Source organism: Bradyrhizobium campsiandrae, from assembly GCF_014529705.1.
In the GTDB taxonomy this organism is placed as follows: domain Bacteria; phylum Pseudomonadota; class Alphaproteobacteria; order Rhizobiales; family Xanthobacteraceae; genus Bradyrhizobium; species Bradyrhizobium campsiandrae.
The window spans coordinates 1-25,169 of sequence record NZ_JAANIH010000041.1; the positions used below are offsets into that span (position 1 = coordinate 1).

The 25,169-nt window shown below is 64.9% G+C and carries 25 protein-coding genes; 18 read left to right on the forward strand and 7 right to left on the reverse strand.

All coding sequences use genetic code 11. The features are described 5' to 3' along the window. Positions 1–187: helix-turn-helix domain-containing protein (locus G8O24_RS26670; RefSeq protein ID WP_188101895.1), on the reverse strand; the 187-nt coding region annotated here is incomplete at its 3' end. On the opposite strand from G8O24_RS26670, the gene G8O24_RS26675 reads away from it, so the two are divergent. Next, complete coding sequence (locus G8O24_RS26675) at positions 162–443, forward strand: hypothetical protein (protein ID WP_188104685.1); 282 nt, start codon at positions 162–164, stop codon at positions 441–443. The genes G8O24_RS26670 and G8O24_RS26675 overlap by 26 nt on opposite strands. Next, entirely contained in the window at positions 440–1,465 is a 1,026-nt protein-coding gene (locus G8O24_RS26680; protein WP_188104591.1) for a glycoside hydrolase family 3 N-terminal domain-containing protein, read from the forward strand. Before G8O24_RS26675 ends, G8O24_RS26680 begins: the two co-directional genes overlap by 4 nt. Before the next feature lie 48 nt (positions 1,466–1,513). Here the strand turns inward: G8O24_RS26680 and G8O24_RS26685 are convergent, their stop codons facing one another. Beyond that, complete coding sequence (locus G8O24_RS26685; protein WP_188104593.1) at positions 1,514–3,889, reverse strand: glucose/quinate/shikimate family membrane-bound PQQ-dependent dehydrogenase; 2,376 nt, start codon at positions 3,887–3,889, stop codon at positions 1,514–1,516. Between the two features lie 83 nt (positions 3,890–3,972). Then, on the reverse strand, positions 3,973–4,098 hold the full coding sequence (locus G8O24_RS45225; protein WP_283815587.1) for a hypothetical protein: 126 nt from the start codon (positions 4,096–4,098) through the stop codon (positions 3,973–3,975). Between the two features lie 41 nt (positions 4,099–4,139). On the opposite strand from G8O24_RS45225, the gene xylB reads away from it, so the two are divergent. From xylB to G8O24_RS26705, 4 genes are all read left to right on the forward strand, one after another. Then, entirely contained in the window at positions 4,140–5,585 is a 1,446-nt protein-coding gene (gene xylB, locus G8O24_RS26690; protein ID WP_188104595.1) for a xylulokinase, read from the forward strand. 124 nt (positions 5,586–5,709) lie between these two features. After that, positions 5,710–7,233, forward strand: coding sequence for a sugar ABC transporter ATP-binding protein (locus tag G8O24_RS26695; RefSeq protein ID WP_188104597.1), 1,524 nt, complete (start codon positions 5,710–5,712; stop codon positions 7,231–7,233). Continuing rightward, positions 7,226–8,266 carry an ABC transporter permease subunit gene (locus tag G8O24_RS26700; protein ID WP_188104598.1) on the forward strand — a complete coding sequence of 347 codons (1,041 nt, stop codon included), beginning with the start codon at positions 7,226–7,228 and terminating at the stop codon, positions 8,264–8,266. Before G8O24_RS26695 ends, G8O24_RS26700 begins: the two co-directional genes overlap by 8 nt. Before the next feature lie 197 nt (positions 8,267–8,463). Then, on the forward strand, positions 8,464–9,411 hold the full coding sequence (locus tag G8O24_RS26705; RefSeq protein ID WP_188104600.1) for an ABC transporter substrate-binding protein: 948 nt from the start codon (positions 8,464–8,466) through the stop codon (positions 9,409–9,411). 48 nt (positions 9,412–9,459) lie between these two features. Here G8O24_RS26705 and G8O24_RS26710 read toward each other — a convergent pair whose 3' ends face one another. Both G8O24_RS26710 and G8O24_RS45420 read right to left on the reverse strand, forming a co-directional pair. After that, positions 9,460–10,647 carry a TCR/Tet family MFS transporter gene (locus G8O24_RS26710; RefSeq protein WP_188104602.1) on the reverse strand — a complete coding sequence of 396 codons (1,188 nt, stop codon included), beginning with the start codon at positions 10,645–10,647 and terminating at the stop codon, positions 9,460–9,462. Positions 10,648–10,667: 20 nt separating this feature from the next. Further along, the gene (locus G8O24_RS45420) at positions 10,668–11,801 is read right to left on the reverse strand and encodes a lysophospholipid acyltransferase family protein (protein ID WP_188104604.1); all 1,134 of its coding nucleotides are present in this window, start codon (positions 11,799–11,801) and stop codon (positions 10,668–10,670) included. A 238-nt stretch (positions 11,802–12,039) separates the two neighbouring features. On the opposite strand from G8O24_RS45420, the gene gmd reads away from it, so the two are divergent. The 5 genes from gmd (at position 12,040) to G8O24_RS26740 (ending at position 16,152) form a co-directional block, all read left to right on the forward strand. Further along, entirely contained in the window at positions 12,040–13,110 is a 1,071-nt protein-coding gene (gmd, locus tag G8O24_RS26720; protein ID WP_188104605.1) for a GDP-mannose 4,6-dehydratase, read from the forward strand. Next, positions 13,091–14,050, forward strand: a complete 960-nt coding sequence (gene fcl / locus G8O24_RS26725; protein WP_188104607.1) for a GDP-L-fucose synthase — start codon at positions 13,091–13,093, stop codon at positions 14,048–14,050. Before gmd ends, fcl begins: the two co-directional genes overlap by 20 nt. Before the next feature lie 63 nt (positions 14,051–14,113). Then, complete coding sequence (locus G8O24_RS26730) at positions 14,114–14,566, forward strand: DUF2231 domain-containing protein (RefSeq protein ID WP_188104609.1); 453 nt, start codon at positions 14,114–14,116, stop codon at positions 14,564–14,566. Continuing rightward, complete coding sequence (locus G8O24_RS26735; protein ID WP_188104610.1) at positions 14,563–15,900, forward strand: PQQ-dependent sugar dehydrogenase; 1,338 nt, start codon at positions 14,563–14,565, stop codon at positions 15,898–15,900. The genes G8O24_RS26730 and G8O24_RS26735 overlap by 4 nt, the downstream gene beginning before the upstream one ends. A 48-nt stretch (positions 15,901–15,948) precedes the next feature. Then, positions 15,949–16,152, forward strand: a complete 204-nt coding sequence (locus tag G8O24_RS26740; RefSeq protein ID WP_128951167.1) for a hypothetical protein — start codon at positions 15,949–15,951, stop codon at positions 16,150–16,152. Between the two features lie 5 nt (positions 16,153–16,157). On the opposite strand, the gene G8O24_RS26745 is transcribed toward G8O24_RS26740, so the two are convergent. Further along, positions 16,158–17,093: a diacylglycerol kinase catalytic domain-containing protein gene (locus G8O24_RS26745; protein WP_188104612.1), complete on the reverse strand. Its 936-nt coding sequence runs from the start codon at positions 17,091–17,093 to the stop codon at positions 16,158–16,160. After that, positions 17,077–18,120, reverse strand: a complete 1,044-nt coding sequence (locus G8O24_RS26750) for an SPFH domain-containing protein (protein WP_188104614.1) — start codon at positions 18,118–18,120, stop codon at positions 17,077–17,079. Before G8O24_RS26750 ends, G8O24_RS26745 begins: the two co-directional genes overlap by 17 nt. Before the next feature lie 99 nt (positions 18,121–18,219). On the opposite strand from G8O24_RS26750, the gene G8O24_RS26755 reads away from it, so the two are divergent. From G8O24_RS26755 to G8O24_RS26785, 7 genes are all read left to right on the forward strand, one after another. After that, the gene (locus tag G8O24_RS26755) at positions 18,220–18,960 is read left to right on the forward strand and encodes an NUDIX hydrolase (RefSeq protein ID WP_188104615.1); all 741 of its coding nucleotides are present in this window, start codon (positions 18,220–18,222) and stop codon (positions 18,958–18,960) included. A 226-nt stretch (positions 18,961–19,186) separates the two neighbouring features. After that, positions 19,187–20,575: an MFS transporter gene (locus tag G8O24_RS26760; RefSeq protein ID WP_188104617.1), complete on the forward strand. Its 1,389-nt coding sequence runs from the start codon at positions 19,187–19,189 to the stop codon at positions 20,573–20,575. 120 nt (positions 20,576–20,695) lie between these two features. Continuing rightward, positions 20,696–21,523, forward strand: coding sequence for a 3-oxoadipate:acetyl-CoA acetyltransferase (locus tag G8O24_RS26765; RefSeq protein ID WP_188104619.1), 828 nt, complete (start codon positions 20,696–20,698; stop codon positions 21,521–21,523). Between the two features lie 145 nt (positions 21,524–21,668). Next, positions 21,669–22,874: an MFS transporter gene (locus tag G8O24_RS26770; protein ID WP_188104620.1), complete on the forward strand. Its 1,206-nt coding sequence runs from the start codon at positions 21,669–21,671 to the stop codon at positions 22,872–22,874. Positions 22,875–23,054: 180 nt separating this feature from the next. Then, entirely contained in the window at positions 23,055–24,284 is a 1,230-nt protein-coding gene (locus G8O24_RS26775) for a CaiB/BaiF CoA transferase family protein (RefSeq protein WP_188104622.1), read from the forward strand. Positions 24,285–24,465: 181 nt separating this feature from the next. Further along, the gene (locus G8O24_RS26780) at positions 24,466–24,681 is read left to right on the forward strand and encodes a hypothetical protein (protein ID WP_188104624.1); all 216 of its coding nucleotides are present in this window, start codon (positions 24,466–24,468) and stop codon (positions 24,679–24,681) included. A 93-nt stretch (positions 24,682–24,774) separates the two neighbouring features. Further along, positions 24,775–25,167, forward strand: a complete 393-nt coding sequence (locus G8O24_RS26785) for a RidA family protein (protein ID WP_188104625.1) — start codon at positions 24,775–24,777, stop codon at positions 25,165–25,167. Positions 25,168–25,169: the final 2 nt, after the last annotated feature.

Below are 25,169 nucleotides of genomic sequence, written 5' to 3' on the forward strand. Positions count from 1 at the left end.
GGACCGGCCGCCTGGAGCGGTCGCTCAACGCCTCCAGCCCGTGCTCCTTGTAGCGGTCGAAAATCTTGTAGCCGGTCTTGCGGGAGATACCGAACTCCCGGCACACCTCGGTCATGGCTTCCCCATCCAGAAGCCGGGCGACAAAGCGCAGGCGCTCTTCCATGACCGAACTCGCTTTCCACGGCATCCACGCCTCCCGCAGAACAAAAGCGGAAAGTGTAACCCATGTGTCCGGTACGATTTGTCACCTATGTCTCGGGCCGCTCACTATTTCAAAACAATTGTTTGCTGGATTCCGCAGGCGAGCTTCGGGCGTCTTTCCTGATTTTCATACAACGCCCGCACAGCGAGGCACGAATTCTGCGTGCAACCGTCTGGGCGAGGTCGACGTCGATAAGCACGGACGCGTTGCCAAGAAAACGCGCTGGGAGAAGCGACGATGACGAATAACCCCTTGCCGGTCGTATTCGGCTGCGCCGGCCCGGTGCTCAGTGACGCCGAGGTCCGCTTCTTCCGGGAGACAAATCCGCTTGGCTTTATTCTGTTCGGACGCAATTGCCTCGCCCCGGATCAGATCAAGGCGCTGGTTGACGATCTGAGAAACTCGATCGGCCGTGCAGACGCGCCGGTGCTGATTGATCAGGAGGGCGGGCGGGTCTCTCGGCTCAAGCCGCCGCATTGGCCCGCCTATCCGGCCGCGCGCGCATTCGGCGATGCAGCGCGTGCCGACCGCACGGCGGCGCTCGAGGCGGTCCGGCTGAACAGCATGTTGATCGGCCTCGATCTGAACGCGCTCGGAATTTCAGTCAACTGCGCCCCGACGATCGATGTCCCCATCCCAGGCGCGCATGAGATGATCGGAAGCCGCGCCTATGGGCCGGATCCCCTTCTGGTGAGCGAGATGGGGCGCGCCGTCTGCGAGGGCCTGTTCGACGCCAACGTTCTTCCAGTGATCAAGCATTTGCCCGGATACGGCCGCGCCATGGTGGACAGCCATCTGGCGCTGCCGGTCATCGCAGAAGGTCTCGATGAGCTCGACGCGACAGATTTTGTGCCGTTCAAGGCGCTCGCGTCCATCCCGTGGGGCATGACAGCCCACGCGCTCGTTCGCAGTGTCGATCCGGATCGGCCCGCAACCCTGTCACCCGCCGTCATCAAGGACGTGATCCGGCAACGCATCGGATTCAAGGGCATCTTGATTACGGACGATTTGTCGATGAACGCGTTGGCGGGCGATGTGAGCACTCGCTCGATGCAGGCACTCGCGGCCGGTTGTGATGTGGCGCTTCATTGCAATGGCGACATGGCCGAGATGGAAAGCATTGCCAGGGTTGCGAGACCGATGTCGAGCCGCCTTCTGGGCGACATCGAGGCGGCGGAGCGGATGCGCGTTGAGCGCGTGCGGCCTGACATCGATCCGCAGTGGGCGCGGGGCCGCGTCCAACAGATTCTCGGGAACTCCTGAAGCGTGCGCCGATACACTTCAGGATAGGGAGATCACCCCCGAGCCCGTTCAATCCTTCAACGCGTAGGCGATGACGTAGTCGCCGCGCTTGGTGCCGAACGAGCCGTGGCCGCCGGCTGCGGTGACGACAAATTGCTTGCCGCCCGCCTCATAGCTCATCGGCGTTGATTGGGCGCCGGCCGGCAGGCGGTCTTCCCACAGCACCTTGCCGTCGCGCACGTCGTAAGCCCTTATCGTGTACTCATAGGTCCCGGTGTAGAACGCGACCCCGCCGGCGGTCGTGATCGGCCCACCCAGCATCGGCACGCCCATCCTGAACGGCAGCGGCAGCGGCGTGGTGTCCCGGATCGTGCCGTTCGGATGCTGCCAGACGATCTTCATCGTCTTCAGGTCGATCGCGGCCATCGAGCCCCATGGCGGCCGGTAGCACGGCACGGAGAGCGGCGAGAGAAAGCTCTGGATATCCACGCCGAACGGCGTGCCATACATCGGTTGCGTCCCGACCTCGCTGCCGACGGGCTTCTCGGCCGTCGGCGCCGGAGGATTTTGCGGCCCGCGCGGGATGAGCTTCGAGACGAACGGCAGTGACATCGGGTTGGCGATGGCGATCTGTCTCACCGGATCGATCGCGATGCCGCCCCATTCGAACATGCCGAGATTGCCGGGAAAGACCAGCGTGCCCTGCAGCGAGGGCGGCGTGAACGTGCCCTCGTAACGCAGCCGCTTGAACATGATCCGGCACAGCAGCTGATCGAAGATCGTGCCGCCCCACATGTCCGCGCCGGTCAGCTTCGCTTCGGGGCGGAACGTCAGCTCGGAGAACGGCTGCGTCGGCGCGGTGCGGTCGCCGGGCGCGGCGCCTTGCGGCACGGCGCGTTCCGGCGCCGGCACGATCAGCTCGCCGGTCCGTCGATCGAGCACGAAGATGTTGCCCACCTTGGTCGGCTGGATGATGGCGGGAACGACGCCCTTGGCGGTGGTGACATCGACCAGGCTCGGCTGCGAGGGCACGTCCATGTCCCAGAGGTCGTGATGCACCGTCTGGTATGACCAGGCGCGCTTGCCGGAGGCGATATCGAGCGCGACGATCGAGCTGGAATAGCGCTCGACCAGCGCATTGCGATTACCGCCCCAGATGTCGGGTCCGTTGTTGCCGGTGGGGATGTAGACGAGGTTCAATTTCGGATCGAACGAGGCGGTGATCCACGAATTCGGCGAGCCGTTGGTGTAGTGACGCGTCGGCGACGGCAGTTCGTTCTCGTCAGCCGCGCCGGAGTCCCAGGCCCAGATGAGCTTGCCGGTGTAGACGTCGAAGCCGCGGATCACGCCCGAGGGCACGTCGACCCCGTAATTGTCGATCACCGCGGCGGCGACGACGAGGATCTTGTCGCCGACGACAGGCGGCGACGTCGGCTCGAAGAAGCCCGCTGTCTTGTTGCCCATGCCCTGTTGCAGGTCGAGGCTGCCATGATCGCCAAAGCCCTCGCACGGCTTGCCGCTGTCGGCATCGAGCGCGATCATGCGCCCGTCATTGACCGGCAGGAAGATCCGCCGCGGACATTCGGCGGGCGCGGGAGCGCCAGTGCTGTCGAGGGCGCCTTCAGCGGTTTCGTGATAGGAGACCCCGCGGCAGGTCATGTGCTGGAACGTCTTGTTGAACACCAGCTTGGGATCGTATCGCCAGCGTTCCTTGCCGGTTCTGGCGTCGAGCGCAAACAGCACCTGGTGTTGCGAGCAGAGATAGAGCGTGTCACGCACCTTGATCGGCGTCACCTCGAAGGTGGTCTCGCCGGAATCCTCCGGCGTCGGCATGTCGCCGGTGCGGAAGGTCCAGGCGACCTGGAGCTTGCTGACATTGTCGGGCGTGATCTGCTTCAGCGGCGAATAACGTTGCCCGAATTGCGTGCGGCCATAGGCGCGCCAATCGCCGTCCGGCTGCGGGTCGGCTTCGCTTTGCGGCACGCTCGCCGCTCTCTCGGCGATCGTGCCGTTGACGTCGTGATAGCTGGAGAGCAGCGCGACGACGAGCACGACGCAAGACGCGGCAACGCCGATCCAGAGCGGCAGCGTCGCGCTGCCGTAGGCGACCTGCTCGCCTCGCACCAGCCCGCGAACGATCACCGGCGTCAGCAGCCAGAGCGCCATCGGCAGGACGACGTCACCGCGCGATGCCAGCGGCCACCAGTCGAACTGCACCTCGGAGATGGCCCAGCCCAGCGTGCCGACCAGCACGATCGCAAACAGCCACAGCGCCTGATGGCGCCGCGCCAGCAACAGCGCAGCCGTGGCAAGAATGCCGAACCCGAGCACGACATAGAAGATGGATCCGCCGAGTGCGGCGAGCCAGACGCCGCCGCCTGCGAGCACAAGACCGATCAGGGCGTAGACCACACCCGTGATGAAGACGGCCCTGGATCGCTGCATGGCTGCTCCGGCGCGGCAAGGGGATCAAGCCGGTCCGATGCAAACGCAGCAGACGGCGCTTCGTTGCAATCACTGTGGTCCAGTCAACCCCGGAGGGCAACCTTGAACTGCTGCGCCTGTGCCACATCTGCGCGCAAAAGCTCGCGATCCGATGTGATAAGCCTTTGTGCGGAATTGCGCGCCGGTTGAATAGGATCATTGTTGCGCATCGCAGTCTCCGCGCTCGCAGAATTCGGGAACCAGATTCGTCATGTATCTCGGCATCGATCTCGGCACCTCCGCGGTCAAGACCGTTCTCGTCGACGGCGCCCAGCGCGTGCTCGCGAGCGAGAGCCGGCCGTTGACGATGGCCTCGCCCCATCCAGGCTATTTCGAGCAGGATCCTGCGCAGTGGATCGCGGCGGCCTTTGCCACGCTCGATGCCTTGAAGGCGTCGCACGGAACGGAGCTCGCGGCGGTCGAAGGCGTCGGCCTTTCCGGCCAGATGCATGGCGCCACGTTGCTCGATGCGAACGACCGGCCGCTGCGGCCCTGCGTCCTCTGGAACGACGGACGCGCCGCCGCGGAGTGTCGCATTCTGGAGCAGCGCTGGCCCGGCTTGCGCGCGATCACGGGCAACAAGGCCATGCCGGGATTTACCGCGCCGAAGCTGCTGTGGATCGCGGCGCACGAGCCCGAGATCTTTGCGGCGACGACACGCGTCCTGATGCCGAAGGCCTATCTGCGTCTGGTGTTGTCGGGCGAGGCGATCGAGGATGTCTCGGACGCGTCGGGATCGCTGTGGCTCGACGCGGCGCGCCGGGACTGGTCGGATGCGGCATTGGCTGCGACCGGCCTGTCGCGCGCGCACATGCCGCCTCTGGTGGAGGGATGCGCGCCGACGGCCAAGCTGCGCAGCGAACTCGCGCAGCGCTGGGGCATGGCGAGGTGCCCGATGATCGCGGGCGGTGCCGGCGACAATCCGGCCGGCGCCGTCGGCATCGGCGCGATCAGGCCTGGAACCACGTTCATCTCGCTGGGAACCTCGGGCGCCTTGCTGGCGCCGACCGATCATATTGCCGCCAATCCGGACCGCGTCGTTCACACCTTCTGCCACGCCATTCCGGGCATGTGGATTGCGGCCGGCGCCATCCTGTCGGCGGCATCGTGTCTTGCCTGGGCCGCGCGGCTGTTCGGCGTCGCTGAGGCCGAGCTGCTGGCGCCGCTGGGAACGCGCCCACAGGCGCCGTCGCCCGTGAGCTTCCTGCCATATCTTGCAGGCGAGCGGACGCCGCACGATGATCCCGTGGTGCGCGGCATGCTCGATGGATTGAGCCACGGCACCGATCGCGCTGCAATTGTCCAAGCGGTGCTCGAGGGTGTCGCCTTCGCGCTGGCCGATTGCCGTGACGCGCTTGGCGATGCCGGCTTAGGGGTGACGGAGGCGGATGTCATCGGTGGCGGTTCACGGTCCCGGTTCTGGCTGGCGGTGCTGGCGAGCGTCCTGAACCTGCCGATCCATCGCTTTGCCGACGGCGAAACCGGCGCAGCGTTCGGTGCGGCGAGATTGGGGCGACTTGCTGTCACCGGCGAGGCAATCGAAACCGTCTGCACGCCACCGCAACGCGTCGAGACTTTCGAACCCGATCGCACGTTGGCGGAGGCCTATGCGATGCGGCTTCCCGCCTGGCGCGAACTGTATCGGCCCCGCCACTAGCTTCGCTTTGATTGCGCAATTCTGGCTGTTCGCTGTTGCCCTGTGCGGGGGCCTTTTGTTTAATGGGTGAACCGCGCTCGAAACGAAACGCGGACGAAAAACGCATTGTGCGCCGGGAGGCACGATGAACGATCCGATCCTCGAGATGCGGGGAGTCTCAAAATCCTTCTTCGGCATCAAGGCGCTGCGTGCGGTCGACCTGACCGTCTATGCCGGCGAGGTCCATGCCCTGATGGGCGAGAACGGCGCCGGCAAATCGACCCTGATGAAAATCCTGTCGGGGGCCTATCGGCCTGATCCCGGCGGCGAGATCCGCATCGAAGGCCAGCCGGTGCGGATCGAAGGTCCGCTCGGCGGCCGTGCCGCGGGCATCTCGATCATCTATCAGGAACTGTCTTTGGCCCCCAATCTGAGCGTTGCGGAGAATATTTATCTCGGCCGTGAGATCTCGCGTTCGGGTTTGCTGGCGCGCGGCGCCATGCGCGAGGGCGTCGGCCCGATCCTGGAGCGGCTGGGAGCCGATTTCCTGCCGTCGACCTTGGTGGCGCATCTCTCGATGGGGCAGCGCCAGCTCGTCGAGATCGCGCGCGCACTGCACGCGCGCTCGAAGATCCTGATCATGGACGAGCCGACCACCGCGCTGTCGGCCGGCGAGAGCGAGCGGCTGTTCGCGCTGATCCGTCAGCTTCGCGCCGAGGGACTTGCCATCATCTACATCTCGCACCGCATGGACGAGGTCTATGCGCTCGGGGACCGCGTCACCGTGCTGCGCGATGGCCGTCTGGTCGGCTCGCTCGACAAGCGGGACATCCGCGCCGAGGCCATCGTCCGCATGATGGTCGGACGCGATGTCTCGTCCTTCTACAAGAAGGATCACGATCCCGGGGCCGGGAAGGGGCACCCCGTGCTCACCGCCACCGACATGGCCGACGGGAAGCGCGTCAAGGGCTGCTCGCTCACGGTGCACGCGGGCGAGGTGGTGGGGCTTGCCGGCCTGATCGGCGCCGGCCGCACCGAGCTTGCGCATCTCATCGTCGGTGCAGCACCGAAGATTTCGGGCCGCCTGGAACTGGAAGGCCAGCCGATCGATATCCGCACCACAGGTGAAGCGCTCGAGGCCGGCATCGCCTATCTGACCGAAGACCGCAAGGCGCTCGGCCTGTTCCTCGACATGTCGTGCCTGGACAACATCAACCTTGCCGTGCTCGGGCGCGATGCCAAGCTCGGCTGGTTCCTGGATCGCGACAAGGCGCGCGAGCGCGCCGACCGCGCGTTTACGGGACTCAGTATCCGCGCCGCCAATGTCGGCGTGCCCGCAGGCGGCCTCTCCGGTGGCAACCAGCAGAAGGTGCTGCTGTCGCGCCTGCTCGCCATTGCGCCGAAGGTGCTGATCCTCGACGAGCCGACGCGCGGCGTCGATGTCGGTGCCAAGTCGGAGATCTATTCCATCATCGACAATCTCGCCAAGGTCGGCACGGCGATCCTCGTCATTTCGTCGGACCTGCCCGAGATCATCGGCATCTGCGACCGCGTCCTCGTGATGCGCTCCGGGCTCATCGCGGGCGAGGTGAGGCGAACCGAGACGGCGCCTTTGACTCAGGAGGACATCATGGCCCTCGCCACGGGGACGGAGCATCTCGATGCCTGACAACGCTGCCTCGAAGGCCCAACCCGCTCCGGTGATGACCAACGGGGGCGCCGCGGAGACGAAGCGCCAGCGGGTGAGGATGCTGATCAGCGCGCTCGGCATGCTGCCGGTGCTGCTGATCCTCTGCATTGGTTTCCACTTCCTGTCCGAGGGGCGTTTCTTCACCGGCCAGAATCTCGGCATCGTGTTGCAGCAGGCTGCGGTGAACACCGTGCTCGCCGCGGGCATGACCTTCGTCATTCTCACCGGCGGCATCGACCTCTCGGTCGGCTCGATCCTGGCGGTGTCCGCGATGGCGGGCCTGACGATGTCCAAGCTGCCCGCGGTGGGCGCGCTGTGGCTGCCGGTCGCCGTGCTCACCGGCCTCGGCTTCGGCGTCGTCAACGGCGCGTTGATCGCGCTGCTGCGCCTGCCGCCCTTCATCGTCACGCTGGGCTCGCTGACCGCCGTGCGCGGCCTGGCGCGGCTGTTAGGGGCCGATACCACGGTGTTCAACCCCTCGATTCCCTACGCCTTCATCGGCAACGGTTCACTGATACTCGTGCCCGGCGTCGCCTCGATCCCGTGGCTCTCGGTGATCGCGCTGCTCGTCATCCTGGTTTCCTGGCTGGTGCTGCGCCGGACCGTGCTCGGCGTGCACATCTATGCGGTGGGCGGCAATGAGAGCGCGGCGCGGCTTGCCGGCATCAAGGTCTGGGCCGTCCTGATCTTTGTCTATGGCGTGTCGGGTCTGCTGGCCGGGCTCGGCGGCGCGATGCAGGCGGCGCGGCTCTATGCCGCCAACGGCCTGCAGCTCGGACAGAGCTACGAACTCGACGCTATCACCGCGGTGATCCTCGGCGGCACGTCCTTCGTCGGCGGCATCGGTTCGATCTGGGGAACGCTGATCGGTGCGCTGATCATCGCCGTGCTCTCGAACGGTCTGATCCTGATCGGCGTCTCAGACATCTGGCAATACGTCATCAAGGGTCTCGTCATCATCGGCGCCGTCGCGCTCGACCGCTATCGGTTGCAAGGCTCCGCCAGAACCTAAAGAGGCTCCGCCAGAACCTAAAGAGGCTCCGCCAGAACCTAAAGAGGCTCCGCCAGAACCTAAAGAGGCTCCGCCAGAACTTAAGGGGGCTCCGCCAGGAAACCCGGAAGGAATCGGCGCGCGGGCAGAAATACGAGGTTCCGTTACGGCATCTGGTCTGCCGTGCCGGCTCTGAAGACAGACCAGGGAGGAAGCCAATGTTGAAGACCACCACGCTCGCCGGCGCCGCGATGGCGCTCGTCCTGACCACTGCGCCGTGCTTTGCCAAGGACCTCAAGTCGATCGGCGTCTCGCTGGGATCGATGGGCAATCCGTTCTTCGTCGCATTGTCGAAGGGCGCCGAGTTCGAAGCCAAGAAGACCAATCCCAATGTGAAGATCACCACCGTTGGCTTTGAATACGACCTTGGCAAGCAGGTCACCCAGATCGACAATTTCATCGCCGCCGGCGTCGACCTGATCCTGCTCAATCCCGGCGATCCCAAGGCGATCGGGCCTGCGATCAAGAAGGCGCAAGCCGCCGGCATCGTCGTCGTCGCGGTCGACACCGCGGCCGAAGGCGCCGATGCCACCGTCACCACCAACAACGTCCAGGCCGGCGAGATCTCGTGCCAGTACATCGTCGACAAGCTCGGCGGCAAGGGCGACGTGATCATCGAGAACGGGCCGCAAGTCTCGGCGGTGATCGACCGCGTCACCGGCTGCAAGAACGTCTTCGCGAAGAATGCCGGGATCAAGGTGCTCTCGAGCGACCAGGACGGCAAGGGCTCGCGCGAAGGCGGCCTCACCGTCGCGCAAGGCTATCTGACCCGCTTCCCCAAGATCGACGCCATCTTCGCCATCAACGACCCGCAGGCAATCGGCACCGATCTTGCGGCGCGCCAGCAGAACCGCAGCGGCATCATCATCACCGCGGTGGACGGCGCACCCGACATCGAGGCCGCGCTGAAGGATCCGCAGTCGCCGCAGATCCAGGCGTCGGCCTCGCAGGATCCGTTCTTCATGGCGCGACGCGCGGTGCAGGTCGGCGTCGGCATTCTCAATGGCCAGAAGCCGGCCTCGACCGTCGAACTGCTGCCGTCGAAGCTCGTGACCCGCGACAATATCGGGGATTACAAGGGTTGGACCTCGGACCGTTCGCAGTAGAACGGGGGTGATTGTGGGCGGCGATCCTGTTGCGGGATCGCCGTCCATTTATTCTCGCTCGACCAGCCGCTTCGGCAACGTCAGCAGCACCATCGGCACGGCGACTGCAAGAATAGCGACACCGATGGTCCACACGAGCCCGGTCCAGCCCGGCCGCGATAGCGCGTAAATTCCACCGAAGGCGAGCGGGCCGAGGATGGCCGCGAGGCTGACGAAGCTCGCGACCACGCCCTGCAACTGGCCTTGGCGGTCGCCATCGACGGCCTTGGATTGCAGCGCGCGCAATGCGGGCGCGCTGATGCCCCCGAACGCGATCAGCGGGATCAGCGCGAAGGCGATCCAGCCTTCTTGCGCGAAGGCGAGGGCGAGGAGAGCGATCGCCTCGCATGAGATGCCGAGAAGCAGCGTGCCGCGTTCGCCCAGCCGTCCCGTGAGCGGTGCAATGGCGAAAACCTGCACCAGGGCCACCAATGCGCCGAAGATGCCGAGCGAGATGCCGATATCGGTCGCCGTCCAGTGGAAGCGGTCGGTGACGAACAGCACCCAGACCGTGCTGTAGGTCTGGCCGACGAGACTGACCAGCAAGAACACCAGCAGCAACGGGATCAGGGCGCGAAACGTCAGCGCCCAGCGCAGCGGCGCGAACGGGTTCAGCGTCCGCCATGCGAACGGCTTGTGCCTGGTATGGTGCGTTTCCGGGAGAACGAAGAGCGCGATCAGCACGTTCACGCTGCTCAGCGCCGCGGCGGCAAGGAACGGCGCGCGCAACGAGATATCGCCGAGCATTCCGCCGATGACGGGCCCAATGACGAAGCCGGCGCCGAAGCAGGCGTGGAACAGGCCGAAGCGGTGGGCGCGCATCTTCTCCGGCGTGATGTCGGCGATGGCAGCGGTGATCATCGCGACGCCCGCTGCCGTCAATCCGGCGATGGTGCGGCTGAAGAACAGCAGCCACAGATATGGCGCGAAGGCCATGACCAGATAGTCGATGGTCGAGCCGGCCAGTGCGAGCAGCAGAACCGGCCGGCGGCCGAGCCGGTCGGAGAGAACGCCGAGCACCGGCGTGACGATGAATTGCGTGAGCGCGTGCAGCGCCAGCAGCGCGCCATAGAGCGCAGACACGTTGTCCGTGCCCGCCATGGCGCGCAGCAGATGAGGCAGCGTCGGGAAGATCAGCGCGATGCCTGATGCCTCGAGCGCGGCACAGGCGAGGATCGCGACGAGCGGCCGGCTCATGGGGGTTCGCGGCCTGTCAGTCAGCCGACCGTTTCCGGGAGCACGGACGATGTCAGGGGCGGCGCCTCCGTCCAGCGGATGGGGTCAGTTTGATCGGAGCCCGTCCATTTGGCATGCGCGGCTTCCACGGCGAGTGCGACGGCCTCGTCATCCCCAGGCACCAGCGCGGTCAGCAGATCCGGGCGCTGCCGCTCTGCGATCGCGAGATAGGGATCGTTGGGGATGGGGTGCCAGAGCCAATAGGCTGCGGGCTGCTCTGCCGTAAAGCCATCGACGCGGCTCGCGATGTCTTGCGTGAATTCGCGCGCCGCGGCCTCGACCGGCATCCATGTCCGGTAGGCGATCGGATCAAGGATGTTCATCGAAAAGCCGGCCGCGTCGCGGCGCGACGCAAAGCCGGGCAGAACCAGCGTACCCGTCCGCGCATAGCGCGCAGGTCCAGGTGGATAGCGGAAATCAGAATCGTGGGTCTTGACGGTGATCCCGGCATATTTGGCGCTGGGATAGACGTCGACGACCATGAAGACAACGCCGTTGTTCCGAAGCACCCGCGAGATCTCGGCGCCGGTGTTGCGTCGTGCAAACGCGATCGGGGTGGCCGCAGTCGCACTCCGGCCGGCATAGATCCAGCGTTCGGTCGGTGTCGGCTGGCGGCCGATTGAATAGACGAAGCCGACGTCGAAGCCGCGGTCTTTGAGATGGGCTGCGAACAATTCGAGGCTGCCGATGTGAGGCACTGCAATGATGCAGCCATTGTGCGATTGTGAAAGCGCCCGTCTGAGCCGGGCAACAGCCTTGTTCGGAAGTCTCGCTTCGAGCCTCATGGCCCTGTCGCGATCCTGCTGAAGGTTGGCAAGGTCGAACAGGACGGTGACCCAGGCGGCCAATCCATCGATCACCTGATCTGATGTTGCCGTGGCGCGGCGAATGATGCTCTGGCGCAGGAACATGTTGGCGGACATCGCGCTCGGCAGGCTCGCGATCAGGCTTGCGATCTCGCGCGCAACCTCGATCTGGCGCGCGACCGGGACGAGGGGGGCCAGATGGTCGACGAGGTTCACGACGGCGGTCTGGATGTCTCCGTGCTCGCGGGCAAAGGGGCGCGGATTCGCCTCGCGCGGTTCGGTGCCTGCTGCTGTGTCCCGGAACGTCACTTGAACCCCAAACCCGCCAGATATTGCCGGAAAATCACACCACACAAGTGTTACCAGCCTCTCAAGACGTCGCTTCGGCCGTTGACGGCCGCCTTGATTTCGCAACCGGAATCCTCGGAAAAAGAACGGTTTAGCGCCAGAGTGGGTTGACCCCGGCGAACGATATGGCAGAGAAGGACAGGTTTTGGCTGGAGCTGGAAGCCGGCCCACTCGGGCGCCCTTGGGAGCATTTGCGGATATGGCTGAGCGTGTTGCTCTCATTACCGGTGTGACGGGTCAGGACGGCGCCTATCTCGCCGAACATCTGCTGTCGCTCGGCTATGTCGTGCACGGCATCAAGCGGCGCTCGTCCTCGTTCAACACCGCGCGCGTCGATCATCTCTACCAGGACCCGCATGTCGGCAACGTGCCGTTCCTGATGCACTATGGCGACATGACTGACTCGACTAACCTGATCCGCCTGGTGCAGCAGATCCGCCCCACGGAGATCTACAATCTTGCGGCGCAGAGCCACGTCGCCGTCAGCTTCGAAAGCCCGGAATACACCGCCAATGCTGACGCCATCGGCGTGCTGCGGCTTCTGGAGGCGATCCGCATCCTCGGCATGGAGAAGGAGACGCGGTTCTACCAGGCCTCGACGTCCGAGCTCTATGGCCTCGTGCAGGAGATCCCGCAGAAGGAGACGACGCCGTTCTATCCGCGCTCGCCTTACGGTGTCGCCAAGCTCTATGGCTACTGGATCACGGTGAACTACCGCGAAGCCTATGGCATGTTTGCCAGTAACGGCATCCTGTTCAACCATGAGAGCCCGGTCCGCGGCGAGACCTTCGTCACCCGCAAGATCACGCGCGGCGTGGCGCGGATCGAGGTCGGGCTGGAGGAGACGCTCTATCTCGGCAATCTCGAGGCCAAGCGCGACTGGGGCCACGCGCGGGATTACGTCGAGGGCATGCACCTGATCCTGCAGGCCGACAAGGCGGACGATTTCGTGCTCGCCACCGGCGAGACGCGCTCGGTGCGCGAGCTGGTCGAGCTGTCCTTTGCCCATGTCGGCCGCCGCATCGAATGGCGGGGGAAGGGCATCGATGAGACCGGCATTGACGCAAAGAGCGGCAAGACGGTCGTGAAGATCGATCCGACCTATTTCCGTCCGACCGAGGTCGACCTCCTGATCGGCGATGCCAGCAAGGCGCAGAAGGTGCTGGGCTGGAAGCCGAAGCGGAGCTTCGCCCAGCTCGTCGAGGAGATGATGGCGAGCGATCTGGCTGAGGCCAAGCGGGACAGCGCGAATGGCAAGCGTACCGTTTGAGCTCAGCGGCAAAAGCGTCTACGTCGCCGGCCATCGCGGCATGGTCGGCAGCGCGCTTCTGCGCCGGCTGGCGCGGGAGGACGTGAATCTCGTCACCGTCGACAGGCGCGAGGTCGATCTCTGCAACCAGGCCCAAGTGTTCGCCTGGTTCGCGCAAGTGCGGCCGCAGGTGGTGTTCCTCGCCGCAGCCAAGGTCGGCGGCATCGTCGCCAACGATACGCTGCGCGCCGAATTCATCTACGACAACATCGCGATCGCCGCGAACGTGATCCACGCCGCGCATGTGAACGGCGCCGAGAAGCTGATGTTCCTTGGCTCGTCCTGCATCTATCCAAAGCTGGCGGCGCAGCCTTTGCGTGAGGATGCGGTCCTCACCGGTCCGCTGGAGCCGACCAACGAGCCCTATGCGATTGCCAAGATCGCCGGCATCAAGATGGCGGAAGCCTATCGCAGCCAGTATGGCAGCGACTTCATCAGCGTGATGCCGACCAATCTCTACGGCCCCGGCGACAATTATCACCCCGAATTGAGCCACGTCGTTGCGGCCCTGATCCGGCGCTTTCACGAGGCGAAACTGGCGGGCGCCAGGAGCGTCGCGGTCTGGGGCACGGGGACGCCACGGCGCGAGTTCCTCTATGTCGACGACATGGCGGATGCCTGCGTGCACCTGATGAAGACCTATTCGGGCAGCGAGCTGATCAACATCGGCACCGGCGAGGACATCGCCATCGCCGAGTTCGCCCGCGTGGTCGCCGAGATCGTCGGTTACAGCGGCGAGATCAGTTTCGACACCTCGCGCCCCGATGGCACCCCGCGCAAGCTGCTCAATGTCACGAGGCTTTCAAAGCTCGGCTGGCGCGCGACGACCTCGCTTCACGACGGCTTGAAGCGCGCCTACGAGGCGTATCAAGCGAGCCTGCTGGTTCCGGCGCAGCCATAGGAACCATCGCCGCAAGCACGAGTTGGCCGCTGGGGCAGGACGACATGCCACACGAGGCCCTCAGTGCAAGACATCGTGCGCGTGCGCTCGACAGCGCAGATCGCAGGCCATCCCATTCACCCGATGCTGGTACCGGTCCCGATCGTGTGCTTCGTCGGCGCGCTGCTGACCGACATCACCTATCTGGTTTCCGCCGAGATCATGTGGGCCGATTTCTCGGCCTGGCTTCTGGTCGTCGGCGTCATTTTCGGCGTGCTGGCGGCGATCGCCGGCCTGACCGATTTTCTCGGCAATCGTCTGGTGCGCGCGCAGACGCCCGCCTGGCCGCATCTGATTGGCAACGCCATCGCACTGATCCTCGCAATCATCAACGCGCTCATTCACACGCGTGATGCCTGGACTTCGGTGTGGCCGTGGGGGCTCGTGCTTTCGCTGCTCACCGTGCTGATCCTGCCTGTGACCGGCTGGCTCGGCTGGGCCATGGTGTACCGCCACGGCGTAGGAGTTGCGCGATGATGTCTTTCATCTCACGTGCGCTGCTATGCGCTTCGCTCCTTGCTCTTCTCGCCGGCTGCAACGACGGCAGCGGCGATCCGAAGGCGCAAATTGGCGCCAACCCCGTCTTGCCCGAGATCCAGCAATATCTGCTGCCGCCGATGCACATCGCCCGCATTATCGGCTGGAAGAAGGATGAGACGCCTGATGTCGCGCAGGGCTTGCAGGCCAAGGCCTTCGCGACCGGCCTGCAGCATCCGCGCTCGCTCTACGTGCTGCCCAATGGCGACGTGCTGGTGGTGGAATCCAAGGCGCCGAAGGCCGCCGCGATCAAGCGGCCCAAGGAGATCGTGATGGGCTACGTCGAGTCCTGGGCGACCTCCGGCGGCGATCCCGGCGAGAGCAACCGAATCACGCTGCTGCGCGACACCAACGGCGATGGTGTGCCTGACACGCAGAGCGTCTTCCTCGACCATCTCAACTCCCCGTTCGGCGTCGCCCTCGTCGGCAACGATTTCTATGTCGCCAATACCGACGCGATCGTGAGATATCCCTATAGCGAAGGCGACACCAAGATCACCAAGCCGGGCACGGTGCTGACGCCGTTGCCGGGCGGCCCGATCGACCACCACTGGACCAAGAGCCTGGTCGCGAGCCCCGACGGTTCGAAGCTCTATGTCGGCGTCGGCTCCAACAGCAACATCACCGAGAACGGAATGGAGGCCGAGCACAACAGGGCCGACATCCTCGAGGTCGATCGCGCCAGCGGCCGCTGGCGGATCTTTGCCAGCGGCCTGCGCAATCCCAACGGTCTCAGCTTCGAGCCGCAGACCGGCGCGCTGTGGACCGTGGTGAACGAGCGCGACGAGCTTGGCCCTGATCTGGTGCCTGACTACATGACCTCGGTGAAGGACGGCGCCTTCTATGGCTGGCCCTACAGCTATTACGGCCAGCACGTCGATCCCCGCGTCAAGCCGCAGCGGCCGGATCTGGTGGAAAAGGCCATCGTGCCCGACTATGCGCTGAGCTCGCATGTCGCGCCGCTCGGGCTTGCCTTCTCCGCCGGCAGCAGCCTGCCGGATGCTTATCGCCATGGCGCCTTCGTCGGCGAGCACGGCAGCTGGAACCGGCAGGTGCTGAATGGCTACAAGGTCGTGTATGTGCCTTTCTCGGACGGTAGGCCGAGCGGGCCGGCGCAGGACGTCGTCACCGGTTTCCTCACCAGCGACAACCAGGCGCGTGGCCGCCCGGTCGGCGTTGCCATCGACAAGTCAGGCGCGCTGCTGGTCGCCGACGACAGCGGCAACACGGTGTGGCGGGTGACGGCGGCGCATCCGCAAGTGACGCAGCGATAGGCAAGCCGCGCAGCGACAAGTATGCCGCGCAACAATAGGAGAGGGATGATGGGCCTTGCCCAATACGCGATCGTACCGGTGCAGGACGAATGGGGTGTGCTGCACGACGGCAACGTCAAGAGCAGATACGCCACGAAGGAAGCCGCCTTCGAGTCGGCGGTGGCCGCAGCATCGCTGGCGCTACGTGAGGGCCACGAAGTCCATGTCAGCGTGCCCGGCCGCGAGGCGGGCGAAAACGCGCTCGGAATCTAGCTGCTTCACACGATCAGCCGGCCGCGCCGCCTGGCGATTCCGATCGTGACCTCGGCGCCCGCATTGAAATCGAGGCGATCGGCTTCGACGCCGTCGCTGAAGATCACGCCGTTCTCCGCCATCAACGAACGGACGCGCAATTGTTGGTCGGATGCGACTCTGCCGCAGACGAGGTTGGTCTGCGAGGAGCGGCTCGGGAAGGGCTCGCGCACGGCGAAACGCAACTCTGCTGCGTCCCAGGGCAGGGTGTCGTAACCGCCCGGCAGGGACGGCTGGCCAAAGCTGCCGGCAATCGCCAGCGAGCCGGTGACGATGCTCTTGAACCAGGCGGTTGATCCGAGCCCGGTTGAGACGATCAGCCCGCTCGAGGATTGCCGCTCGGCCGTCCCGCCGCAGGCAATCTCGTAGATCGCCGAAACATGCGTGCGTGCCCCGACGAAGAGGTCGTTCACGGCATGCAGCACCTGGCCGTCGCTGAGCCGCGCTTCCGCCATCGTCACGGCCTGGCTGTCACGCTTGTCGGCGGCCACATCAGGCAGCAGCTTTGCAAGATCGCGCGGCGCGAAGGGAAGCAGGATGCCGTCATAGCGCGCGGGATCAGGGTTGAGGCCGATCAGCGGATGGCCGTCGAGATATTTCATCGTGTTGGCGACGACGCCGTCCTGTCCTAACGCGACGACGATGTCGTCGGGCGCGAAGATGAAGTTCGGCAGGAAGGCGCGCTCGATCACCTGATACCGCCCCCATTGCTCCAGCACTTCAACCGTCGTGCGCCGCTGCGCCTGATAGACCTCGTGCTCCCTTTCATAGTCGGAGAAATCGGCGCCGAGATGCTCGACATAGAAGCGTGCCTGCGCCGCCGTCAGGTAACGCGCGACCAGCTCCTCCAGCCTGGTCTTGCGCGTCACCAGCACGATCTTGCGGTCATTGCCGGCGGGCATTGGCGGCCTCCACCTTCGGCCTCTCGATCAGCTGGCTGAGCAGATCAGGCGAGACGTTGAGCTGACCGATCTTCTCGGCCTTTTCGGCGATGCCGGAGAAGGCCTGCGCAATCAGCTGGCCCGGCTGCATGCCGGCGGCGGCCAAAGCCTGGATCACGCGGGTATCGACACCCTCGAAGATCTTCATCAGCGCGCCAACGCGATAGGCCTCGGCGTCGGCCAGCGTGCGGGTGTTCTCGGCGTTGAGGCCGACGAAATCCTTGCGCTTACCCTCCAGCACGATATCAGCGGCCATGCCGGCCTGACGCAGCTCGTTGCGCTTGGCGGCCACGCTCGCCTCGGCGTCCATCTGGGTCTCGCGGATCGACCGCTTCTTCTGCTCGACAGCGATCTCTGTGTCGAGCTCGCTCTCGCGAATGGCGCGCTCCTGCTCGACGGCGAAATTGCGCCGCGCGAAGATCGCTTCGTCCGCGTTCTTCAAGATCGCCTCGCGCGCCTGCGCCTCCAGGGCCTTGGCGGTGTCAGGCGTGGGCTTGATGCCGCGGATCGAGACGCCGAGGATTTCCAGGCCAAGCGCTTCGATGTCGGCGCGGCCGCGCAAGCCGCCGGCGATGATGTCGGCGATGCGGTCGGAAGCCTGCAGCGCCTCTTTCAGCGTCAGCTCCTTGATGGCCTGCTGCGCCAGCACCTCGACCGTGCCGAGAATGCGCTCCGGCAGCTTCTCCGGATCGTCGCTCTCATAGGTCTTGCCGTCGCCCTTCAGGGTGAAGTTGAGCATCGAGGCCGCCTTCTTCGGCTCGCTGACGCGATAGGTGACCTGGCCCTGCACGGTCAGCGTCTGAAAGTCGCGTGCGATCAATGGGAAGATGAAGGAGGCGTCGCGGCTGCCGACGGGCACGGCAACGAGCGTGGTCACCGGCGCGTAGTAGAGCGCCGAGAGGCCGGTGCCCTCGGCGACAATGGCGCCGGCGCGATATTTCATCAGATAGGTGGTGGGCTGGGCCTTGATAAATCGGATGCCGAACATGGCTTGCCTCCTGTGGCTATAAGTTGGTCTGGGCAACTAAGTAAGTTGGACTGTACAACTAACTATGCTAGTGTCAAGGCCGAACAGGGGAGGTTGCCGATGGCGGGTAAGGACCGCGCCCAGGAATCTGGACAAGGACTTGGAAAGTCAGGGCATTTGGACTTCCCGCGTCCGCTGACCACGGTCGACGTCGTGATCTTTTCGATTTCTGGCGACAAGCTTCAGGTGCTGCTGGTGCAGCGTCCGGCCGGCGAGGGCGAGCCGTTTCCGCTTCTCCTGGCGCTGCCGGGCGGCTTCGTCGACGTTGCGAAGGACCGTGATCTGGCGGCCTGCGCGGCGCGCAAGCTCAAGGAGAAGACCGGCGTCACCAGCCCCTATCTGGAGCAGCTCGGAAGCTGGGGCAGCGCGTCGCGCGACCCGCGCGGCTGGTCGGCGACACACGCCTATTTCGCGCTGATTCCGGCGGAGGCAAGCGTGCTCACGCCAGATGCGCGCTGGTGTCCGATCCACGGCGGAAGGCTGAAGGAGAAGCTCGCCTTCGATCACGGTGACATCCTGGCAAGCGCGATCCAGCGCTTGCGCAACAAGGTGGAGTACACCTCGCTGCCCGCTTACCTGATGCCCGCGGAATTCACGCTGCCGGATTTGCAGCGCGTCTACGAGATCGTGCTCGACCGTCCGCTGGAGAAGAGCGCCTTCCGCACAAGGATCCTGTCGGCCGACATGATCGAGCCGGTCGCAAAGATGCGGCGCGGCCCGAACCGCCCGGCACAGCTCTATCGCCTGAAGAAGAGCAGCGAGCCCGTCTATTTCGTGCGGACATTCAATCCGCCGGAGTGATGAGCGTTCGGGCGCTCCGGACGCTGGAATAACATCATGTTAGGTTTATCGCATAACTGGGTAATTGTGTTAGCCCGGCGGAAGCCTAAAGTCGCGTCAATCAAATACCTATCGGCAGCGACGTACGCTTGCGGAAAGTCCGCACCGCGCGCGGAGAGGGCTGCCCCATTTCTCCAAGAAGCCCCGCCAGGGGACGCCAAAAAAACCAGTTCGGAGGACTCCCAGGATGACCGGAATCCATCAGTCGAGCCAGTCGAGGAAGGCCGCTGCGAGCGGCTGGATCGGGTCGGCGCTCGAATATTATGACTTCTTCATCTACGCGACCGCCGCCTCGCTGATCTTCCCGCAAATCTTCTTCCCGTCGAACAATCCCACGGTCGCCATCGTCGCGTCGCTGGCAACCTATGGCGTCGGCTATGTGGCCCGGCCGATCGGCGCCTTCGTGCTCGGGCATTGGGGCGATACCCATGGCCGCAAGACCGTTCTCATCGTCTGCATGTTCCTGATGGGCCTCTCGACCATGGCGGTCGGCATCCTGCCGACCTATCACCAAGTCGGCATCCTCGCGCCGATCCTGCTCGTCATCCTGCGCCTGATCCAGGGTTTTGCCGTGGCCGGTGAAATCTCCGGCGCCAGCTCGATGATCCTGGAGCACGCGCCGTTCGGTCGGCGCGGTTTCTATGCGAGCTTCGCCCTTCAGGGCGTGCAGGCCGGACAGATTTTGGCGGCCGCGGTCTTCCTGCCACTGGCCGCCTACATGCCGGCCGAGGCCTTCAACAGCTGGGGCTGGCGGATTCCGTTCCTGCTCAGCTTCTTCGTCATCGTTGCCGGCTACATCATCCGCCGCGAAGTCGAGGAGACACCAGCCTTTGCCCGCGAGGGCGAGCGCGGAGAAACGCCGCGGGCGCCGATCGTCCAGGCCATCAAGCTGAGCTGGCCCGACATGCTCAGGGTCATCTGCATGGCTTTGATGAACGTCATCCCGGTGGTTGCCACCATCTTCGGCGCTGCCTACGCGGTGCAGCCGGCCTACGGCATCGGTTTTGCCAAGGACGTCTATCTGTGGATCCCGGTGCTCGGAAACATGCTCGCCGTGTTCGTCATTCCCTTCGTCGGCCATCTCTCCGACAAGGTCGGTCGCAAGCCGCCGATCATCGTCGGCGCGCTGCTCTCGGGTCTGCTCGCGTTCGGCTATCTCTATGCCATCAGCATCAGGAACGTACCGCTGGCGATCCTGCTGTCGCTCTTGATGTGGGGCGTCGTCTATCAGGGCTATAACGCGATCTTCCCGAGCTTCTATCCGGAGCTGTTTCCGACCCGCACCCGCGTCTCGGCGATGGCGATCTCGCAGAACATCGGCACCACCATCACCGCGTTGCTCCCCGCGCTGTTTGCGACGGTGGCGCCTCCCGGCTCGGCCAACATTCCCCTGACGGTGGGGGCAATCGCCTTCGGCATCACCGTCATCGCGGCGCTGGCGGCGGTCACGGCCCGGGAAACCTACCGGATCAGCATCGACGATCTCGGTAATCCCCAGGCCGTTCCAATCCCTCGGGCCGACTATGATCGGCAGCGGACGGAGGCGGCGACCGGTGCGGCCGCAATTCAGACCTGACAAAGGCGCAAGGAGGCCATGCCGTTGCGATCGATGATTTGCAACAGCATGGCTCCGCGCGTTACGTCATCGCCTATTCGAACTCCGTGCGCGTGAGCGCGATCATCATGAGGCCGCCAGATGAACCCCGTCGTCGTCGCCGTCGCCATCACCGGCTCCGTTCCGCGCAAGAAGGACAATCCCGCGGTGCCGATCCTGCCGGCCGAGCAGATCGAATCGACGCACCAGGCTTTCGAGGCCGGCGCCACGCTGGCGCATATCCATGTTCGCAACGATGACGAGACGCCGTCCTCCGATCCGGAGCGCTTCGCGCTGGTGCAGGAGGGGATCCGCAAGCATTGTCCCGGCATGATCGTGCAGTTCTCGACCGGCGGGCGTGGCCGCGATCCCTCGGCGCGCGGGTCATCGCTCTATCTGAGGCCCGACATGGCCTCGCTGTCCACGGGGTCGGTGAACTTTCCGACCATTGTCTACGAGAACAGCGCCGCTTTGGTAGAAACGCTTGCCACCGGCATGAAGGCCAATGGCGTCCGGCCGGAAATCGAGATCTTCGATCTGTCGCATCTGCACGGCGCCCGGCGCCTGATCGAGGCCGGGCTGATCGATGCGCGTCCCCACGTGCAATTCGTCATGGGCGTCAAGAACGCGATGCCGGCCGACGAGCATGTGCTCGACATCCTCTTGGCAGAGCTGCGGCGCCTGATGCCGCAAGCGACCTGGACCGCGGCCGGGATCGGACGCCACCAGGCAGAGGTCATGGGCTGGGCCCTGGCGCGCGGTGCCGATGCGGTTCGCACCGGCCTAGAGGACAATATCAGGATCGACAAGACGCGCCTCGCCGCCAGCAATGCCGAGCTCGTCAGCATCGCCTGTGCAGCCGTCACGCGCCACGGCCGGCGTGTGGCGACCGCGGCCGAGGCGCGGTCCCTGCTCGGGCTTATCAGGTAGGTAGGGGGCGACCGTCCCTGACATTGGCCTGACATGCTTCTGGCCGCCTTCTGCCATTCGGCGGCCGGCGTTCCCGTGCGCCGAGTCTGCGGGTAAGACGGGTTCACAGGCGTGATCGGCGCCTGCCGGGCAGGCGACGACTGGAATGCGGTTCTTGAAATCTGACAGCAGGCTCATCGGGGTCCTGCTGGTGCTTGCAATCACCCAACTCATCGGATGGGGTACGATCGGCCTGCCGGCCGTGGTCGGCCGCGATCTCGGGGCCGATCTCGGCATGAGCCTGCCGGCGGTGTTCTCGGGTAGCTCGGTCCTCTACGTCACCATGGGCCTGTGCGCGCCCTGGCTCGCCAAGGCCTTTGCGCGGCACGGCGCGCGCAAGGTGATGATGGTCGGCACCGTCGTCTCTGTGCCCGGCTATGTCGTGCTGTTCTTCGCGCGCGAGCCGATGCTCTATTTTGCCGGCTGGATCATCCTCGGCATGGGCGGCAGCGCCACCTTGTCGACCGGCGCCTACATCATGCTCAACGAGGTCGCGGGGCGGGGCGCCAAGAATGCCATCGGCGCGCTGATGCTGGTGACCGGCCTCTCCAGCAGCATCTTCTGGCCGACCACCTCGTTCCTCAGCTTCTGGCTCGGCTGGCGCGGCACCTGTCTGGTCTATGCGGCGATGATGCTGGCCATCAACCTTCCGCTTTATGCGTTTGTCGCGCCGCGCCGCAAGATCGCCGCTGACGATGGTGGCGAGGCCATCAAGGCTGCGCCGCCGCCTGCGATTCCAAAAAGCACCTTCGGTCTCGTCGTCTGCGTGATCACGATGAATGCCTTCGTCAATTTCGGCATCAGCGCCATCCTGCTCGAGCTGTTGCGAGCGGAGGGCCTTGCGCCCGCGCAGGCGCTTGCATTCGGCTCCATGCTCGGCGTGATCCAGGTCAGCGCCCGCGGCCTGGACCTTCTCGGCGGCGGTCGCTGGGATGGCATCACCACCGGGATCGTGGCGGGCACGGCGCTTCCCGTCGCCATGATGCTGCTGATGCTGAGCGAGGGCGCGACCTGGGCGGTGGCGACCTTCATCCTGCTCTATGGCGCGGGCAGCGGCGCCATGGCGGTGGCGCGAGCGACGATCCCGCTCGTGTTCTACGACCAGGCCGAATTCGCCAAGGCGATGTCGATGATCGCATTGCCGCTCAATCTCGCCTCCGCGATCTCGCCGCCGCTGCTCGCCGGCCTGCTCACCCAGTTCGGCAGCCGCGGCGCGCTTGGCCTGACGCTGGTGATTTCCTGTGCGACGGTGCTGATCCTGATGATGCTCGGGCGGCGACGTCCGCGATTGGCTGCGGTCGCCGCGACCTGAGGTGTTATTCGCGGCGTGGAATTCGTCGCCGCGGGACTGCGTCAGCCGCCGGGGCAGGGATGGCCGTATGCCGCCAGTGCAGTGCTCGGGACACCAAAATGGTGTATCCGCAGGAAGCGCACGGCCTTGGGCACAGCGCCAAGATCCAGTTCAAGATCCAGTTCCCCGGAGGAAATCGACATGTCGGCCCTGCCGCTCTCAGGCATCAAGATCCTTGACCTCACGCGCGTGCTCGCCGGGCCGCTGTCGGCCCAGATGCTGGGCGATCTCGGCGCCGAAGTGATCAAGATCGAGCGGCCCGGTACCGGCGATGACGCGCGCGCCTTCGGCCCGCCTTACCTGACCGATCCCGAGGGCAAGGCCAACAATAACAATTCGTTCTATCTCTGCGCCAACCGCAACAAGAAGTCGGTCACCGTCAACATCGCCAAGCCCGAGGGGCAGGCGATCATCCGTGAGCTCGCCAAGGACGCCGACGTGTTCATGGAGAACTACAAGGTCGGCGATCTCAAGCGCTACGGCCTCGACTACGAGACCATCAAGGCGATCAACCCAAAAATCATCTATTGCTCGGTGACCGGTTTCGGCCAGACCGGGCCTTACGCGCCGCGCGCCGGCTATGACGCGATCCTCCAGGCCATGGGCGGCCTGATGAGCGTCACCGGCCATATCGACGGCGAACCCGGGGAGGGCCCGATGAAGGTCGGTCCCTCCATCGTCGATTACATGACCGGCATGAACGCCTCGATCGGGATTCTCTCGGCGCTCTACAATCGCGACGCCAATGGCGGCGTCGGGCAGCATCTCGACGTCTGCCTGTTCGACACCGTGATCGCCTCGCTCAGCCACTGGCTGCAGATCTATCTCGTCAACGGCAAGATCCCGCCGCGCCGCGGCACCTGGGGCAATGGCGGCATGCCGGCCGGCGTCTTCCGCTGCACCGACGGCGAGCTGATGGTGGTGGTCGGCAATGACGGCCAGTTCCGGAAGACCTGCGCCGTGCTCGGTGCGCCGGAACTCGCCAGCGATCCGCGCTTCGTCAAGAACAACGACCGCGTCGTGCACGGCAAGGAGATCATGGCGATCTTCGCCGGCCTGTTCCTGAAGCAGCCGGTGGCCTATTGGCTGGAGAAGCTGGAGGAGGCCGGCGTGCCCTCGGGCCCGATCAACAATTTCGAGCAGGTGTTCTCCGATCCGCACGTGCAGTCCCGCGGCATGCGGGTGAAGGTCGACCATCCGTTCCAGCCCGACCTGTCGCTGATCCGCAACGCGCTGACCCTTTCGGAGACGCCGATCGAGACTTACCGCGCCCCGCCGCTGCTCGGCGAGCACACGCAGGAAGTGCTCGGCGGCAAGCTCGGCTATGATGCGGAGAAAATCGAGGCGCTGAAGCAGCAGGGGATCATCTAGCGCTTTCCTTCTCGTCCGCGCGCGGGTCGGCCCGCCAGCATGTAACGGAAGCATGACGATCTCGCGGCCTTGCGCGAGGCTTGCGCGCAATCCCCAGATAATCCCGGTCCGTAGTCGCACAGGCTTCCGCTTCGCGTCCGACTCTGATTCGATCCCTCCACTTGCTCCGGGAGGGAAATGGATGTCCTACACGATCGGGTTCCAGGCCAAGGACCAGAAGGCCATTCTGGCGACAGAGGCGGCAACGGCCAACCAGGCTGTCGCCATCATTGCCGCGCTGCGGCAAAGCGCCGAGGAAATCAAGTTCATCCGTTCGCCGCAGGAAGGCGACATGGGCATCGAGATGCTGCTGCTGCTCGCCAAGGAAGAGGCCGAGGAGATGCCGCACCGGGGCTGACCCCCGCAACCACACTTCGAGCTCTGGCGAAACATGCCGGCTGCATAACGGCGTAGCCTGGCAGCCGTCCCGCTTGAACCGAAGGAGTGGCCCATGAAACGCGAAGCGCTTCGCGTCGAACCTGTCTCGACCTATCTCGATCGCTGGAAGGCGCCGGCTTCGCCCGTGACGCGCGCCGGCAACATGATCTTCGTCTCCGGCCTGCCGCCGTTCGATCCCGAGACGGGCGAGATCGCAGCGGTGCCGATCGAGCGCCAGAGCGAATTGATCATGGAGCAGTTGAAGCTGTGCCTTCACGCGGCCGGCGCCTCGCTCGACAACGTCATGAAGTGCAACGTCTACTGCACCTCGGCCAAACACTTCCCCGTCTTCAACGCGATCTATGCGCGTTACTTTCCGGAACAGCCGCCGGCGCGGATCTTCGTCTGCATCCCCGAATGGACCGGGCCTTTCGACATCGAGATCGACTGCATCGCGATGCTGTGAAC